The 17,308-nt window shown below is 41.3% G+C and carries 18 protein-coding genes and 1 other annotated feature; of the genes, 2 read left to right on the top strand and 16 right to left on the bottom strand.

Going from position 1 to position 17,308, the window contains the following annotated elements:
• Positions 1-2: 2 nt before the first annotated feature.
• From cobM to CTY48_RS07845, 14 genes are all read right to left on the bottom strand, one after another.
• On the bottom strand, positions 3-764 hold the full coding sequence (cobM, locus tag CTY48_RS07910; RefSeq protein ID WP_099467968.1) for a precorrin-4 C(11)-methyltransferase: 762 nt from the start codon (positions 762-764) through the stop codon (positions 3-5).
• Positions 765-774: 10 nt separating this feature from the next.
• On the bottom strand, positions 775-1,455 hold the full coding sequence (gene cobI / locus CTY48_RS07905) for a precorrin-2 C(20)-methyltransferase (RefSeq protein WP_099467967.1): 681 nt from the start codon (positions 1,453-1,455) through the stop codon (positions 775-777).
• The gene (gene cbiD / locus CTY48_RS07900) at positions 1,455-2,606 is read right to left on the bottom strand and encodes a cobalt-precorrin-5B (C(1))-methyltransferase CbiD (protein WP_099467966.1); all 1,152 of its coding nucleotides are present in this window, start codon (positions 2,604-2,606) and stop codon (positions 1,455-1,457) included. Before cbiD ends, cobI begins: the two co-directional genes overlap by 1 nt.
• Before the next feature lie 20 nt (positions 2,607-2,626).
• Positions 2,627-3,040, bottom strand: coding sequence for a cytidine deaminase (gene cdd / locus CTY48_RS07895; RefSeq protein WP_099467965.1), 414 nt, complete (start codon positions 3,038-3,040; stop codon positions 2,627-2,629).
• A 13-nt stretch (positions 3,041-3,053) separates the two neighbouring features.
• Positions 3,054-3,887 (bottom strand): purine-nucleoside phosphorylase, encoded by an 834-nt coding sequence (locus CTY48_RS07890; RefSeq protein ID WP_099467964.1) that lies wholly within the window; start codon positions 3,885-3,887, stop codon positions 3,054-3,056.
• Positions 3,888-4,057: 170 nt separating this feature from the next.
• Complete coding sequence (gene spoIVA / locus CTY48_RS07885) at positions 4,058-5,539, bottom strand: stage IV sporulation protein A (RefSeq protein ID WP_099467963.1); 1,482 nt, start codon at positions 5,537-5,539, stop codon at positions 4,058-4,060.
• Between the two features lie 197 nt (positions 5,540-5,736).
• Positions 5,737-6,279, bottom strand: coding sequence for a beta-class carbonic anhydrase (locus CTY48_RS07880; protein ID WP_099467962.1), 543 nt, complete (start codon positions 6,277-6,279; stop codon positions 5,737-5,739).
• A 147-nt stretch (positions 6,280-6,426) separates the two neighbouring features.
• A complete protein-coding gene (gene tyrS, locus CTY48_RS07875; protein WP_099467961.1) occupies positions 6,427-7,632 on the bottom strand; it encodes a tyrosine--tRNA ligase in 1,206 nt (401 codons plus the stop codon).
• A 193-nt stretch (positions 7,633-7,825) separates the two neighbouring features.
• Positions 7,826-8,089, bottom strand: a binding site (T-box leader).
• 169 nt (positions 8,090-8,258) lie between these two features.
• Positions 8,259-9,386, bottom strand: a complete 1,128-nt coding sequence (locus CTY48_RS07870) for a hypothetical protein (RefSeq protein ID WP_099467960.1) — start codon at positions 9,384-9,386, stop codon at positions 8,259-8,261.
• A gap of 128 nt (positions 9,387-9,514) precedes the next feature.
• Positions 9,515-10,267 carry a ZIP family metal transporter gene (locus CTY48_RS07865; RefSeq protein WP_099467959.1) on the bottom strand — a complete coding sequence of 251 codons (753 nt, stop codon included), beginning with the start codon at positions 10,265-10,267 and terminating at the stop codon, positions 9,515-9,517.
• Between the two features lie 72 nt (positions 10,268-10,339).
• The gene (locus tag CTY48_RS07860; protein WP_099467958.1) at positions 10,340-10,984 is read right to left on the bottom strand and encodes a YukJ family protein; all 645 of its coding nucleotides are present in this window, start codon (positions 10,982-10,984) and stop codon (positions 10,340-10,342) included.
• 80 nt (positions 10,985-11,064) lie between these two features.
• On the bottom strand, positions 11,065-11,232 hold the full coding sequence (locus CTY48_RS19665) for a hypothetical protein (RefSeq protein WP_180272682.1): 168 nt from the start codon (positions 11,230-11,232) through the stop codon (positions 11,065-11,067).
• 408 nt (positions 11,233-11,640) lie between these two features.
• Entirely contained in the window at positions 11,641-12,405 is a 765-nt protein-coding gene (locus CTY48_RS07850; RefSeq protein ID WP_099467956.1) for a tRNA threonylcarbamoyladenosine dehydratase, read from the bottom strand.
• 156 nt (positions 12,406-12,561) lie between these two features.
• Positions 12,562-13,812: a C40 family peptidase gene (locus CTY48_RS07845; protein ID WP_099467955.1), complete on the bottom strand. Its 1,251-nt coding sequence runs from the start codon at positions 13,810-13,812 to the stop codon at positions 12,562-12,564.
• 279 nt (positions 13,813-14,091) lie between these two features.
• Here CTY48_RS07845 and CTY48_RS07840 point away from each other — a divergent pair, with 279 nt between their 5' ends.
• Positions 14,092-14,349 carry a hypothetical protein gene (locus CTY48_RS07840; RefSeq protein WP_099467954.1) on the top strand — a complete coding sequence of 86 codons (258 nt, stop codon included), beginning with the start codon at positions 14,092-14,094 and terminating at the stop codon, positions 14,347-14,349.
• A 111-nt stretch (positions 14,350-14,460) separates the two neighbouring features.
• Here the strand turns inward: CTY48_RS07840 and CTY48_RS07835 are convergent, their stop codons facing one another.
• The gene (locus CTY48_RS07835; RefSeq protein ID WP_099467953.1) at positions 14,461-14,892 is read right to left on the bottom strand and encodes a MarR family winged helix-turn-helix transcriptional regulator; all 432 of its coding nucleotides are present in this window, start codon (positions 14,890-14,892) and stop codon (positions 14,461-14,463) included.
• Positions 14,893-15,156: 264 nt separating this feature from the next.
• Positions 15,157-15,912: a GTP pyrophosphokinase gene (locus CTY48_RS07830; protein WP_099467952.1), complete on the bottom strand. Its 756-nt coding sequence runs from the start codon at positions 15,910-15,912 to the stop codon at positions 15,157-15,159.
• A gap of 217 nt (positions 15,913-16,129) precedes the next feature.
• Here CTY48_RS07830 and aroC point away from each other — a divergent pair, with 217 nt between their 5' ends.
• The gene (gene aroC, locus CTY48_RS07825; RefSeq protein WP_099467951.1) at positions 16,130-17,224 is read left to right on the top strand and encodes a chorismate synthase; all 1,095 of its coding nucleotides are present in this window, start codon (positions 16,130-16,132) and stop codon (positions 17,222-17,224) included.
• Positions 17,225-17,308: the final 84 nt, after the last annotated feature.

Here is a 17,308-nt window from a genome sequence, read left to right as displayed (position 1 = left end):
ACTTATGCTTTCTCCTCTGCTTTTCGAAATTCTGTTTCAAAATTGGGATGATATAAATCCGAGCGTCTGTATTCGCTGTCAATCACATCCCCAATGATAATTAACGCCGTTTTCGTAATCTTGTTTTCTTCGGCTGTCTGAGCAAGCGTTCCTACCGTACATATGAACTTTTTCTCATCCGGCCATGTTGCTTTGTATACAATAGCGGCAGGGGTATCTTTTGCATATCCGCCCTCAATAAGCCGCCTTGAAAGCTCCTTAAGCATTCCGGTACTTAAGAAAATCACCATAGTAGCTTGATGTGATGCCAGTTTTTCAATGCTTTCCTTCTCCGGCACCGGCGTTCTGCCTCCCATCCTCGTCAAAATAACTGTCTGAGAAACATCCGGCAGGGTGTATTCTAAATTTAAAGCCGAAGCCGCACCGCAAAAGGAGCTGACGCCCGGACAGTAATCATACTCGATATGAAGCTCGTCCAAGGCATCCATCTGCTCCCGAATCGCTCCATAAATGGACGGGTCCCCCGTATGAAGACGCACGGTCGTCCTGCCTTTTTCGTCCGCTTCCTTCATTACCTCTATGACTTGTTCCAATGTCATAGTTGCGCTGTTGTGGGTCTGGCAATCCTCTTTTTTGTATTCCAGCAGTTCTTTATTGACAAGAGATCCGGCATAAATGATGACGTCTGCCTCCTGAATCAGCCTTTGTCCACGCACTGTAATCAAGTCCACAGCGCCCGATCCGGCTCCTACAAAATGTACCATGCTTTCCCTCCTACTTCTCTTTTGCGATAATTAATGAATAATATCCTGCATTTTCGTCAATGTTTTCTGCGCCATAGAATACCTTTTCATTCTCCATCCCGCAATTTTCCACCATAACGGTTTGCAGGTCATGTGTCAGAAGTGCCTCTTTTACCGCAGTCATCTTCTTTCCCGATTTCATCAGCACCTTTGTCCCACTAAGCTTCAAAGCGCCCTCGATATCATAGGATGCAGGCAAAATGTGAAGAGGCTCTGACTTTTCTACCAGACTGTCGTTTACAAGTGCTGCCGCCGCACAAAAGGATGTAATACCGCTCACGATACCCGCCTGCCCTCCTGCATTTTGAATTTTTTTATGCACATAAATATAGGTAGAATAGACACAAGGGTCTCCAAGCGTCAAAAAGGCTACCTGCTTTCCTTCCTTTAAATACTGCAAAATGATATCGGCCGCTGCCTGATGAGATTGCTCTAGCACAGCCTCGTCCTTCGTCATCGGCATGGACACACCCACAATCTCCTTGTCTGATAAATCCACCGCCTGAACCGCTATTTTGTATGCGACACTGCTTTGCGGCATCTCTCCCGGAACGATGATTACATCGCTTTCCTTTATGATTCTCACTGCCTTTATCGTCAAAAGCTCGGGATCCCCCGGTCCTACTCCTACTCCATATAACATTCCTGCCATTATCTGTCCTTTCTGATTTGAGCGGCATCTATCTTTGCAAGCAACTCGTCTGCTCTACGCGTTTTACTCAATAATCCGTATTCATTGGAAAAGACAATCACTTCAATTTCCAGCCTGTCATACGCACGTTTTTTCATATAAAACTGTATTTTTTCTGCCAATAAATCCATCGTTTCTCTTTGTATTTTTTCTTCTATTAAAATAGCAATTGCTTCGTCTGTCGTGATACAGTCCAGTATTTTCCCGGCTCCCTTGACCGATATGCCTGCCCGAAGCGCCGAAGCCGCCATAATTTCCATTCTTGAATCAGCATTTCTGGAGTGGGTATTCATAATACCGCCTGCCACCTTCACAAGTTTACCGATATGCCCGATAAACATAAGGCTTTTCAGCTCCAGCTCCACCGCATAGTCGATGGTCTCGCCGATAAAATTACTGCATTTGATACCGTTTTGGATATTAACGCTTAGTTCCTTGCTTGTAAAATTTTCTCCGTAGTTGCCGAGTGTTACGAGCATATGCTCACAGCCCCAAGCTTTCAGCATTCTCATCTCGATTTTAATGCTTTCTACCAAAGCCTCCTCACTCATCGGCTCCACGATTCCACTCGTTCCAAGTACCGAAATGCCACCCTCAATTCCTAATCTTGGATTGAAGGTTCGTTTTGCAAGCTCTACGCCCTTTGGTATGCTTATCTCAACCCGGATACCGCCGTAATAGTCAAACTCACTGCAAATCTCCTCGATCTCATGCTTAATCATTTCCCGCGGAACACGGTTGATTGCAGCATTCCCGATTGGCTGTTCCAGTCCGGGCTTTGTCACTCTTCCGACACCGATACCCCCATCGATTTCAATCTCAGGCTTACTTATTTTGCAAACCTTGGAATAGACGAAAGCACCATCCGTCACATCGGGATCATCTCCGCTGTCTTTTTGAATGGCGCAGCTTACATAATCCTCTTCTATTTTAATATCATGCACCTCTAAATCCAGTGGTATCCCCTTGGGAGTCATGATCGATATCTTTCTGATTTCACATTTTCGAAAAAGCATGATGGCAGCTGCCTTAGAGGCAGCCGCCGCACAAGAACCTGTGGTGTAACCATATCTTAGCTTTTTATTATTTTTAAAGGTATAAATATTTTCCATGTCATCACTTCATGCTTTCTTTAACCAAAAATATTTTTGGGACCAAATCCGAGCGGAAGTATTTCCTCCAACGTAAACTCCTTGTATTCGTCCTCGTTCTTAGCAAGAATCACCTTAAATTCCTTCGGATTGCAAAATTCCATCATTACCTGCCGGCACACGCCGCAAGGCGCGCAGTAGTCTGTCGTTGCTCCTGTTTTGCCTCCCACAACTGCAATTGCCTCAAATTCTGTGACACCTTCGCTCACGGCTTTAAAGAATGCCGTTCTCTCTGCACAGTTGGTCGGTGTGTAGGATGCACTTTCGATGTTGCAGCCCTGATAGACTGTTCCGTTTTTCGCAAGCAGTGCAGCCCCTACACTGAAATTAGAATAGGGGGAGTAAGATTTGCTCCTTGCCAAAAAAGCCTCTTTGATTAACTCTTTTTTATCCATTGGCGGCTCCTCACTACAGGCTTTTGCTAATATTGATGATGGAAGCCGTAACAAGCTTTTTAAACAACGGCGCTACTTTGTCTGCCACCTCTTGTACTTCCTTATGGTTAAGCGGTGCATCGCTCATTCCGCATGCCAAATTAGAGATACAGGAGATACCGCAGATTTTCATTTTCATATGGTTTGCTGCAACAGCCTCACATGCCGTGCTCATACCGACAGCATCGCCGCCGAGAATACGGCACATTCTAACCTCCGCAGGGGATTCGTATGCCGGTCCGGTAAGCTGTACATAGACACCTTCCTGCAATGCAATATCAAGTCCTTTTGCAGTATCTTTGATAATGTCTCTCAATTGCTTGTCATAGACATCGCTCATATCCGGAAAACGTGTTCCAAGCTCGTCCATATTTCTGCCAATCAATGGAGACGGTACAAAGCTGGAAATATGATCATTAATCAGCATGAAATCTCCGGCGCTGAAATCATAATTCACACCGCCTGCTGCATTCGTAAGGAAAAGCACCTCGGCACCCATCAGCTTCATCAATCTGACCGGAAGCACTACGTCGGAAATCGGATATCCCTCATAATAGTGAACTCTTCCCTGCATAATAACAACCGGAACCTCTTCCACATAGCCGAAAATAAATCTGCCCTTGTGTCCCGGAACGGTTGAAATCGGAAAGCCCTCAATCTCATGATAGTCAAGCGTTGCCTCTACTTTTATCGTCTCTGCATAATCACCCAAGCCGGAGCCCAAGATTAAGGCTACCTTCGGTTTAAAATCTATCTTTGCTTTTACACTTTCAAAACATTTTTGTAATTTTACATATTCTTCACTCATATTCTACCTCCGCAAATTTTATTGTATTGATACATTTTATAATATGAAGAAACATCTTATCTGCCCATTAGACGCAAATAAGACTGCCACAGCGTGACAATCTTATTATAGCATATAGCCTTATTCTTTTCTAGAACAAAGAATGTGCAAAGGACATTCAAAGTAACGGTTTAGATGATAATGCAGACAAGTCCGCCGTTGCTGTCGTTGACAATTTTTTGCATGGTTTCCTGGAGCTTAAGCTGGCTCTCATCGGACATTTGTGCAATCTTGCTGTTGATTCCGTCCTCGACAAGCTGTTCCACCGATTTTCCAAAAATATTTGCCTTCCAGATGCCTTCCTCACTATTGTTTGTATTTTTGATAAATTTAATCAAATCTTCCGCCTGTGCCTCGCTTCCGACAATCGGAGCAATCTCCGTCTCGATATTGGCACGAATCATATGAATGGACGGACTCTCCGCCTTGATTTTCACTCCAAATTTATTGCCGTGCTTGATAAGTACAGGCTCTTCCAGCACAATCTCGCTCTGATCCGGTGTTACTACGCCATAGCCTCTCTGCCGCACCGAGTCAATTGCACCGAGCACCTTCACATACTCTTTTTTCATCTTGGCAAGCTCTTTTAGCATAGCAATCATCTGATACTCCCCGTCTATCTGGGTTCCTGTCATATCGCTTATGATTTCATAATAAAATTTATCAAAAATCTCAATGATAACTTTGATTACGCCGGTAGCCATTGAAATAGCATCTACCTTCAGGCGTTTTATGTATTCACTGTCCATCTGCAAGCTCTCATTATTTGCATCCCGAATCATCCTGATCGGTCTGATTGTATCCTTGATTTTGGAAATCAGGTCAGCTTTGATTTTATGGTCTGCCGGAAGCATTTCGGCCCACTTCGGAATATAAAATTCTATTTCTGAGACAGGAAATTCATAGAGAATGCTCTCTAAAATTTTATTGATATCTTCTCTTCTAAGCTGTTCGCAATTCACCGCCATCGTCGTTACCTTGTATTTCTCGCTGATGTTTTTGGTGAGATTGATTGTATCCTCACTGTAAGGTTTCTGGCTATTTACAAGCACGATAAACGGCTTTCCGAGCTTTTTCAGCTCCATAATTGTTTTTTCTTCCGGTTTACCATAATTTTCTCGTGGTAGCTCGCCAAAGGAGCCATCGCATGTAATCACGATGCCGATTGTGGAATGGTCGTTGATTACCTTCTTCGTTCCAAGCTCTGCCGCTTGCGTAAAGGGGATTTCATAGTCAAACCAAGGAGTTTTTACCATCCGTTCTTCGTTATCCTCAATATGTCCCGTTGCGCCATCCACCATATAGCCGACGCAGTCGATAAGTCTCACGTCCACATTGACATCATCAGCCAGCTTGATGTTTGCCGCTTCCTTCGGGATAAATTTAGGCTCCGTGGTCATAATTGTTTTTCCTGCCGCCGACTGAGGCAATTCATCCTGTGTTCTCTGTCTGCTATGCTCGTTGTCCATATTCGGGAGAACCATCAAGTCCATAAACCGCTTGATAAAGGTCGATTTTCCGGTTCTCACCGGACCTACCACTCCTATGTAGATTTCTCCACCCGTCCGCATTTGTATATCTTTGTATAGATTGAACTCTTTATTTAACTCCATGTATCAAAATACCCCCTTGCCATAATCTAACGGAATGTGCTGATATAGTATATGCACGAAAACGTATAGATTATGCTTAGGGGGATTTTATTATGTGGATTAAGATGCCAAAAATACCGACGGTGAAATTATGATACAAAATATTGCTGGGAAAGCAAGCTTTCCCAATAATATCTTATATTCACAACTCACACTTTTTATACCTCAGTCAGTTTACCGGTCTCAACATCCATGACAAAACCTCTTATTGCAACGTCCTTTGGAATAAGAGGATGCTTGCAAAGCAGCTCTTTTGATTCCTTCACCGACTGCTCCACGCACTCAAAGCCGCCAAGCCACCTGTTAAAATCGATACCACCAAACTGTATCATATCGATGCTGTCCTCGGATATGTTTCTTGCCTTCATTTTACCCAAAAGCGTCTCCACATCGATATAGCCGACACCGCAGTCTGTATGGCCTATAATCATAATTTCCTCCACTCCCAATTCAAATATAGCAATCAGTAAGCTTCGCACCACACTGCCGTAAGGATGCGAAATAACTCCACCGGCATTTTTGATAATCTTACAGTCTCCGTTTTTTACTCCGAGTGCTGCCGGAAGAAGCTCTGTCAACCTCGTGTCCATGCAGGATACAATTGCAAGCTTTTTGTTTGGATATTTACTTCCTGTCTGGTATTCCTTATATTTTTGCTGCGCCACAAATTCTTCGTTATATGCTAAAATATTTTTAATCACTCTAAAGTCTCCTTCTCGTTTTGTCTGGATGCTTACAACGATCCAGTACACCTACAGTTACGGATTTTTTTCTATTATAACGAAAAGGACGTTGCAACGCAAGTGGAAGATATCACTACATGACTGCATTCGGCGCATAAACTCCCTTTATTTTACAATCTCTACAAATTTCTTTTTTCCGATTTTTATTACATCTCCACATGCAAGTACCACCGATAAGTCCTGTACTTTTTCGTTATTGATGCTCACACCGCCTTGCTGTACCATCCTCCTAAAATCACTGTTGCTGCTGATATAATTGTTTTCTGCCAGCAAACCAATGATGTCAAGCAGCATATCCTTCTGGGTATCAATTACGAGCTTTGGAATATCATCCGGTATTGCCTTTCGCTCAAACGCTGTCTGGTAAAATTCAAATGCCTTCTGCGTGTCCTCCACGCTGTTGTACAAGCCGGTGATGACAAGCGCAAGCTGAAGCTTGATATCCTTTGGATTGGCGCCCGCTAAAAGTTTTTCCTTTATCTTGTTTATTGTGTCCGGGTGCTCGTCCGTGGCAAGCTCAAAGTATTTGATAATGAGGTCGTCCGGCACTTCCATAACCTTTTTAAACATAATCTTTGCATCCTCGTGCACACCGATGTAGTTTCCGAGACTTTTACTCATCTTTTCTTTTCCGTCAAGCCCTTCGAGTATTGGCATGAACATCGCAATCTGTGCTTTTTCTCCTCTGCTTTTTTGAAGAGTACGTCCCATCAGAATATTAAAGGTCTGATCCGTTCCTCCAAGCTCGATATCAGCATTGATTGCAATGGAGTCATATGCCTGCATAAGCGGGTAGAAAAATTCGTGTATTCCAATCGGCACGTTGTTGTTGTATCTTTTCTGGAAATCGTCTCTTTCCATCATTCGCGCAACCGTAGTCGTAGCGGCAAGCTTGATTATCTCCTCAAAGGTTAGTTTTGCCAACCATTCACTGTTAAAACATACCTTTGTCTTATCCTTGTCGAGTACCTTAAAAATCTGCTCACAGTATGTTCTTGCATTTTCCTCCACCTGTTCGGCAGACAGCTCGCTTCTTCCCTTCGCCTTTCCGGTAGGATCGCCGATTCTTCCGGTAAAATCACCAATGATGATAACAGCCTCGTGTCCCAAGTCCTGCATCTGCTTGATTTTTCTAAGCACAACTGCATGACCCAGATGAATATCCGGCGCACTTGGGTCCAGACCCAGCTTGATGGTTAAAGGCTTATTCTGCTCGATGGAAGCCCTCAGCTTTTCTTTTAGCTCCTCCTCGTTTACGAGTGTATCCACTCCCTTTGCCATGATTTTAAATTGTTCTTCTACTGACTTCATTTTTCATCTCTCCTTTTTTCATAAGCGGTAAGATTTTGAAAAAGCATAGAATGAATTTGCGTTCGTGAAGATTGGCGGTGGCGAATTTGATATATACCCTATATGCGCAAGAAAGTATGTGCTTTGCTCACACTTCGTGCCCGAGCGGGTTGCAAAGCAATTTCCTGCAATACAAAAAACTCCCGTCCTTAATCAAAAGGACGAGAGTATATCTCGTGTTACCACCTTAAGTTCATAAACAGCTCACACTGTTTACCTTTTCAAGTACTCCATCTTAACATATGGGTTATACTCTAGCACTATAACGTGTGCGGGAACCGTCAACAGCCTACTCGACTTTCGTCTTTTGGTGTGAAGCTCAAAGATGTATTCATAGCAATCTGCCGTGCACCTCTCATCAACCGGTAACTTTCTGTCTGGCTTTTTTACTATTACTTCTTCTTATCATCGCTTTTCTTATCTTAAATATTAATTTTATTAATCTCGCTTAATTGCGTTTATTATATAAGCTTTCAAAATTCTTGTCAAGTACTTTTTTATAGCTATGAGCATTTGTATACCTGGCACATTATGAATGACATAGCTGAACTGTTGCGTATTTGTAAAACGTATTCCTAAACCTATTCCTAATAATCACCATAATCATAATCAATATATGAATCATCGTAATCGTAAGTATCTCCTGGGTCGCTGTAATAGTCGTAATCATCATAGGTGTCTCCCGGATCACTATAGTAGTCATAATCATCATAGGTATCCCCTGGATCGCTGTAGTAATCATAATCATCATAGTAATAATCATAATAATCCCCAGGATCACTGTAAGGGTCATAACCATCATAATAGTCTGCATAATAACTATAGTAATCTTCGGAATACCAGTCACCATATTCATCATAAAATCCCCAATCACCGTTGTCATCCCAAGCCCAACTCCACCAATTGCCATCAGAATAATAATTCCAGTCCGGCTCATAAAAGCTGGCATCATAAATAGTATAATCATAGTCTAAATCCCAACCATAATAATAGTACGGAAGATAAACCCATTCTGTAACAGGTACATATGTTGTCTGCGCTGCCTTGGAAGGTGCAGCATTTGGATATTTTGATTCGTAGGTTGCTGTTTTTGTTTCCGTATTTACAGAAGTCGGCATAAGAACATTCATAGATGAAAAAATATTTATAATAAGCTCTGCATCCTCGTCGGTACACCCTGTTAAAAAAGCCGCGTCCATCATATACAAGGACTGGTTCACAACCGCCGCCGCAAAAACGCCTTCAACCTGACTTCCATCTTCCTGTGCAACGCTGTAATTGCAGCGTTTCGCCCGTGCCCCGAATAAACTGCCATCCGATACTTCTCCCACAGTAGCATTATAGCTTTCTTGCAACAGAGCCGGAAGCAAAGAAGCAGTTGCCCCCAGATTTTGAATTCCCGGTACAAAGCCAACACTGATATATGCCATTCCATCCGGCGTTGCTATGGTTAACATATCTCCTGTATCCTCAATCACGCATGTTTCATTTACAAGCATCTCCAGCATAAGCGTCTGGCTCTGATACAACTCACTGACTTCTGTCGACACCTGCACAGCTTCCGGCTGGACTTCTTGCGTCTGCGGCTGTTCAGAAATAACCTGTGCCGTACTTTCTTTAACGGCTGTTGTCTGTGCACTTTCCTTGCATCCGCCTGTCAGGAAAAATACTCCCATGACAGCAATCATAAGAATCAACTTTTTTTCATATCTCATTTCATATCTCCTCTTTATTTTCAATAAAATGCTTTCTTTCAAAAGTATGTTTCTCTTAAATCATAGCAAGAAAAAACTGCCTTGCGTGAATTGTTAAGAAATCTTAACAGCAGACAGTCATTTTTTCATTATCCCTCTAATACATATACAAACAACATTCCTAAAATAATCCCAAGTACGTTACCGATTGTAGTCAGCCTTCCTTTCCATAAATCATTAGCCGTAGGAAGTGTTTCCCGCAAAGTAACATAAAGCATCATTGCTGCCGCAAAAGAAAGGCTTATGCATATAAGAAACGGAGAGCTTAATATACAGCCCAAAGAGGAGCCAAGCCCCGTCGGAAGCGAAATAAGAATTGAAATCAATAATAATGTTAATTTACTTTTTTTGCCTTCCCTAAAAAGTATTCCCAAGGTAAGCCCCTCCGGTATTCCGTGCAAAATCAAAGCGATTGCAAGGTAAATGCCATTCTGGGGTGAATGATATAACAGTGAGCCCAATGCCAAACCACTGGGCAGATTATGTATGCTGATTCCTATCGCCATAAAAATAGCTGCTTTTAATAAATTCCCACTTTTATCAGATGTGCTGGGGTCCTCATGGTTTTCTAATTTCCCATCCAATATTACGGCTAAAACAAGACCCAAGAAGGCACCTGTTATAGAGATATAAATGTTTCCGAAATCTACCGCTTCGGGCAATAAATCAAAAAAGACTATTCCAAGTGTCAGCCCACCCAAAAAGCCCAAAACAGAGCCCTTCATCCTTATACCTTTGTCTTTTATAAATAAGGAGGCGGTTCCTCCCAAAAACAGTCCCAGCCATTCCGTGAACAAACCAGACAGCCCGATTATAAGCATTGTTTTTATAAAATCATTCATTTTAACACCCTTTTATTTTTCATATATAAATATCATATTTTCTTAAATAAAAAAGTATTATATTTTCTGTATTTATTTGGGATTTCCCTTTTCATCCGTATGCCAAGACTGCGTTACAAAGGCAAGCAAAATCGCAATCCACCTGCCTTCTTTTTGAATGAGTATCCCTCCATCCTGCCATATCCCGTTATCCTTCTTCCATTTTCCGTCATTTCCCTGATTCATATGGACATTGTGCATACCAAGCATAGGATAAAAGCCAAATACCGGATCGGCCTTATCTTCAGGCCCAAATTTTGAGCCGAATACATAGATTACGTCATTGCTTTGTCTGGAGTTTTTTATATATTCATGGATAAAATCATTCAAATCATTTCTAGGACCCGGCTTATCATGAGGTGTCAAAACCAGCTTATGATGCTTGTGTATCATATTTCCTCTTGTATAATCCAAGGCAAGCTCGCGGTTATTTTGGTTTATCCTGGTAAATCCATTCGGGAGTTTTTGTATATTTTTTATTCCCGCATTCCGATATTGTTCATCTGCCAGATATAATATTTCAGATTCCTGTGTTCTTGACATTACATTAACCGCTACCCTGTATGATGTTTTATTCTCCCCTTCCACCAATATTTGATAATGGGGCGAATTATCATAGCGTTCCTGTCTACCTGTAAGGATTTTACCCTTTAAAACTCCATAATTTTCTATCGGCATAATTTCGTGCTCCTTAAATGTTGATTAAGGTATCAAAAGCACCGAAGGTAGAATTCTGACACCTTAATCAATCTTATCTATCATTCATTCACGCTGTCAGGCGACAATACATGCCATCCGACGCACTTCGTAAACTCCTCCGTCCAGCTAAATACCTCCAGTTTATTGTATAGGCTGGGAGCTATCATATCTACGATGTAAGGTGCTGCCGGAGGTGTAATTCTTTCATCGCTAAGTGGAAACATCATATCCCTTATTCTTAAAATCTCGTTCCAAACATACATATGTTTATCTTGTGCGCAGGTGCCTGCCGTAATTAATAGGGGAACATAGTTTGTTTCGTACTTTAAACTCAGTTTTCCGATATAATAATTTTCTCCCACTGTAAGTTTAAAATTAGTATGGTCTAATAAATCAATACCATCCCTGCTCTGCGCCTCCGTTATGATATCGTTTAAATCAAAGTAAAAATCTTTTTCTGCATTTTTCGGATAAATTACACTATTTTGATTTGAATTAACAATAAAGTGATTGATAGAGATTATCGTATTCTCCCTTCTTTTATTATAAAATCAGGCGTTTTGCTGACGCCTGATTCTACATAAATATAACTCCACTTTATGATATGCTAAATTGTAACATAAATTCCTATCATTTTAATTCTTATTATATCCAATCATATCTTTAATTACTTCACCAGCTAAAATAAGCCCAACCACGGAAGGGACAAAGGCATTGCTGCCTGGAATCGCTCTTCGCTCGGTACATTTTCGTTCTGCTCCCGGAGGGCAGATGCAATTGCTTCGACAACTGATTGCCATATCTTCTATCGGCTTTAACGGCTGTTCCTTAGAATATACTACCTTTAGGCGCTTAATATCACGCTTTTTCAGTTCGCGTCTCATAACCTTTGCAAGCGGGCAAACGGAAGTTTTATAAATGTCTGCTACCTCGAATCTGGTGGGGTCCATTTTGTTTCCTGCGCCCATCGCGCTGATAATCGGAACATTGTGAGCCTTCGCCTGAAGAACCAGTTCAATCTTGGCTGTTACCGTATCCACGGCATCCACAATATAATCATACTCATCAAAGTCAAACTGCTCTACGTTTTCCGGTAAAAAGAAGCATTGATGCTTCTTTACGACAGCCTTTGGATTGATTTCAAGAATTCGCTCCTCCATAACATCAACCTTATATTTTCCGACTGTTTTTCTTGTCGCAATAATCTGCCTGTTTATATTTGTCAAACACACCTTATCATCATCAATAAGGTCAAATTTTCCGACTCCGCTGCGCGCCAGTGCTTCAACCGTGTAGCCGCCGACTCCGCCTATTCCAAACACCGCTACTCTCGCATTCTCCAGGCGGTCCATTCCTTCTTTTCCTAATAAAAGCTCTGTTCTTGAAAACTGATTTAACATAATTTATTCCTTTTCCTATTATTTTAATTTTTTGTAAGCCTCATACGATATAAAAAGTGCAAACTGTAAATTTACAATTTGCACTTTACACCTATTCAGGTTAAGGTGTCAAAAGCACCGAATTTGTGCGAAGCACCTTTTGATTCTCCTAATCTTTTAATAATATCTTCTGATACTTAAAATTGTACGATATGTAACATTTCCATATTTAATACCCGTTGCCGGTGTACTCGCATGAACAATTTGTCCGTTTCCTATGTAGATAGCCACATGTCCGGCATAGCATACAATATCTCCGGGCTGTATTTCGGAGAAGGATACCGCTGATCCGCTGGAAGCCTGTTCACCTGACGTTCTCGGAATGGAAATTCCAAAGTGCGCATAGACAGACTGTGTAAAGCCGGAGCAATCCGCACCGTTTGTCAGCGATGTTCCGCCAAGAACATATGGGTTACCGATAAACTGGGTTGCATAGGAAGCAATGGATGATCCCGTTCCGCTTCCCGATGAGGAGGACGAACCGCCCGTTGTACCAGATCCGGAAGAGCCGCTGTCTGAGGAGCTACTATCAGAGGAAGAGCCACCTGGAGATGTACTTGTGTTAGAGGTTGTATTTGCACTCTTCTCACTATTCTTTGCCTGCTGCGCTACGGCTTTCTTTGCCGCCTCTTCCGCAGCCTTCTTCTCTGCCGCCGCCAATTGCTTAATCTGCTCTGACTGTTTATTTATCATATCCTGATATGACTTCGCCTGCGCTTTCGCGGATGAAAGCTGTGTATCAAAATCCTCTACCTGTGCCTGCATCGTTGCGATGGTATCCTCTAAGTTTGCCTGCTGTTCTTTATAATCAGCCTCCAAAGCAACCATCTCTTCTTTTTGATTATCAAGTTCTACCTGATAATCCGCAACCTGCTGTTTTGTCTCCTGAAAATCAGTCAACAGTTGTCTGTCATAATTGTATATATCATTTACATATTCTGCTTTATTCAACAAATCGGATAGGCTATCCGCTTCCAAAAGAGCTTCTAAATACATCGTATTACCTTGTTCGTACATGTACTTGATTCGCTTTTTCATAGCTTCATACTGTTCTTCTTCTTTTGCCTTGGCTTCATCATAGTCTGCCTGAGCCTGTTCAATTTCCAGCTCCTTGTTTGCCATATCCTCCTCAAGAACCTGTATTACAACGAGTACATCTACAAGCTTGCTGTTTGTCTCAGAAATCTGCGCAGACATATTCGCCTTCTTCTTCTCCAGACTGTTAATATTATTCTTAATAGAATTCAGACTACTCTCTGTCTGTTCCTTTTGCTTTTTTATCTCCGAAGAGGTTGCCGCAAATGCGGTTTCCGCAAACATGGCTGTAACCAGTGATAATATAATTATAGTATTTACAAACTTTTTCATTCGTCTACCTCAGTTTTCCCTCTACCGTATCATTGTTACATGCGGCTAGAACCCGCACCTACTTGTTATTATACCTTGTCAGGGCAAGATATTCAACACCAACTGCCATCTATTTTCATTTTTTTGCTTTAAAATCTATATTTCGTTTTCTATTCACCACACAGTATGATATAATGACGTTAGACATTATATCATCCCGAATGGGGATACCAATAAATTACGAAGTAATTTGATACAATAAACAAAAATAAGTTGTATGATTAATAAATGGAGGGTTTTATGGACGAAATATACCAGATGATTGAACAGCTAATTCAGGCTTCCGGCTATCCAGCCGAGGTTAGCGGTTTTGATATTTATAATGAAATTTGTGATGAAGTAGACGGAAAGGAAAACGGCAGCTACATCTTTATGTCAAAACATGACAACAATGATGTTTTTGAATATACACTGACTGTCTATGACGATGATTTTAATCTTGCTACCCTCTCTATCACAACGACCGAAGGGCAAAAATACTTTATAAACTTTGATTAAATAAGGGATTCAAAGGAATTCCTGTGACACAAAAATCCTGCCGAGCATTGCTCTGACAGGATTTTCTATTTTGACAAGCTTGTTTGCAGCTTCATCTTATATTCCGATCTATTATTCCGTAATCTGATTCAAAACGCGATACAGTACGTTATATAAAAATTCTGCCTCTTCCTTCGGCAGATTGATGCAGCCTCCGATTTTGAGAGGGATATCTGCTGCTTTCTGTTTCAGTTCTTCGCCCTTCTCTGTAATCGTAACGATAAGATTACGCTCATCCTCAACAGAACGCTCCCTTTTTATATATCCCTGCTTCTCCAGCTTTTTTAAAAGCGGGGTAAGCGTTCCGGAATCCAAATACAGGCATTTTCCGAGAGTTTTTACGTTTAACGACTTCTTATCCCACAAAACCATCATCGTGATATACTGGGTATATGTGATATCAATTTCATCTAAATATGGCTTATACTGTTTTACCACTTCTTTCGCGCATGCATATAAGGGAAAACACAATTGATTTTCTAATTTTAATAAATCTTCATTCATAAACGACTACCTTTACCTTTTTCATTTATCATGTTACGCCATAATTATATCATACAATTATATTGTAATCAATTTATTTTATTAAAATTATTTGTAACTGTTCAGAGCCAAGCAAATTAGATGAAAATATACTTAAGAATGCAAGCATTCTTAAACATATCTTTATCTAAATTTATTTGGCGGATACGCCACATCTCGAAAATACACAGTGTTTTCGAGATTGGCTCTGAACAGTTACAATTATTTCTATCTATTTTCAAGCCCTTAATAAAAACTAGAGAAGTCCATTTTATCCATCTTGTCCAATATGGTTTCCTCATCATCCGTGTTTTCTTGAATTTTGTTCCTGATATTCAGCATTTTAACATCTGTTGCAGCAATTACATCAGCACATTCCTTTAACTCACGGTTAATCTCTTCCTCGTTGTTTACCACACTTTTGTACCGCAGCTGATGCTCAAGGCTTGCCCAGAAATCCATCGCAATCGTACGAATCTGAACCTCCACCCGCATCATCTTTTTCTGGTCAGAGAAAAAGACCGGAATTTCGATAATCAGATGCAGACTGCGATATCCGTTTTCCTTTGGCTCATGGATATAATCCTTTTGATCTACCAGTGTGATATCATCCTGCCTTACAAGCATGGATGCAATTTCATAAATATCGTCCACAAAGGAGCAAATCACACGCACTCCTGCTACGTCAGATAAGGTGCTTTCTATCTCGTGTACGTTGATGTCTTTTCCTTTTTTCTGCAGTTTTTTTGCAATGCTGGCAGGCTTTTTTATTCTGGAGCTGATAAATTCAATCGGGTTTCGCTTGTACCGAACGGATAACTCAGCATTCAACACCTCAAGCTTTGTCTTGACCTCCTTGATTGCGCAGCTGTACATCATCATCAGTTCTTGAAATTTCAGCGTTTGATTGATTAATATCTCTGAGTTTCGAAGCAGTTGATTCTGTTCTATCACTCTCAGCTCTCCGCCTAATATACTTTCATTCTCTTCTAAATCCGCCATAAAATTGTCTCCTATAGTAAGTAATCCTTAAACAAATTTCCACAAATACTATACCATATAAATGTGAACATAATAAGAATATTACCGAATTTTTATTATTTTTTTATTTTAATATTGCAAATTAGTTAGCCTGTCACTATACTAGAGTAAAGTGTGTGCATCACTGATACACGATGAGAAAATAAGCCACTTTCTTAGATGGCAGACGGAGGAAAGTATGTCAGGTTCAATATATGGTAACTTATTTCGCATTTCCACATGGGGCGAATCTCACGGCAAGGGCATCGGTGTTGTAGTCGATGGCTGTCCTGCCGGACTCGAGCTGTGTGAGGAAGATATTCAACTATTTTTAGACCGGAGAAAGCCGGGACAGTCCAAATTTTCTACTCCCCGCAAGGAAGCCGATGCCGTAGAAATACTTTCCGGTGTGTTTGAGGGAAAGACCACCGGAACCCCGATTTCAATGATTGTTTTCAATAAAACCCAGCGTTCCGGTGATTACAGTGAAATTGCAAACTATTATCGGCCGGGTCATGCAGATTTAACCTATGATACAAAATATGGTTTTCGTGACTATCGAGGCGGCGGACGCTCCTCCGGAAGGGAAACCATTGGACGTGTTGCTGCCGGCGCCATCGCTTCCAAAATACTGTCACAGCTTGGAGTTTCGGTGCTTGCCTATACAAAGTCAATCGGCGATTGTGAAATCACAAGCTTTGACAAGGGCGAAATCATGAACAATCCGCTCTATATGCCTGATGCAAACGCAGCCAAAAAGGCTTCTGACTACCTTGAGGAATGCATCGCAAACCATAATTCTTCGGGCGGTAAAATCGAATGCATCGTCTCCCACCTTCCTGCCGGAGTCGGGGAACCTGCTTTTGAAAAATTAAATGCCAACCTTGCAAAGGCTGTCACCTCCATCGGTGCGGTTAAGGCATTTGAAATCGGCGACGGAATCGACGTTGCGAAAGCGACAGGACTTACGAATAACGATCAGTATGAATATGATGAGACCGGAAAAGTTGTAAAACTCACTAACCATTCCGGCGGCATACTCGGCGGTATCAGTGACGGAAGCGATATTTTAATCCGCGCTTCGATCAAGCCAACCCCTTCCATACTGGCAACACAGTCCACAATCAACAAGGATGGTGAGAATATCGATGTCAATATCAAAGGAAGACATGACCCTGTCATTGTACCGAGAGCCGTTGTGGTAGTGGAATCTATGGTTGCGATTACCATACTGGATATGCTGTTTATGAGTATAACTTCTAATATGGATTCGGTTAAGAAATTTTTTAATTAGAATTTTATTCAGCTCTATTAAAAAGCAGTAAGAAATCTATATAATAAGATTTCTTACTGCTTTTATTTCTCTAAAGAGTAACGA

This window comes from Konateibacter massiliensis (genome assembly GCF_900184995.1).
GTDB lineage: Bacteria > Bacillota > Clostridia > Lachnospirales > Lachnospiraceae > Lachnotalea > Lachnotalea massiliensis.
Note: the sequence above shows the minus strand (reverse complement) of the source record. Positions and strands in the feature narration are given on the sequence as shown.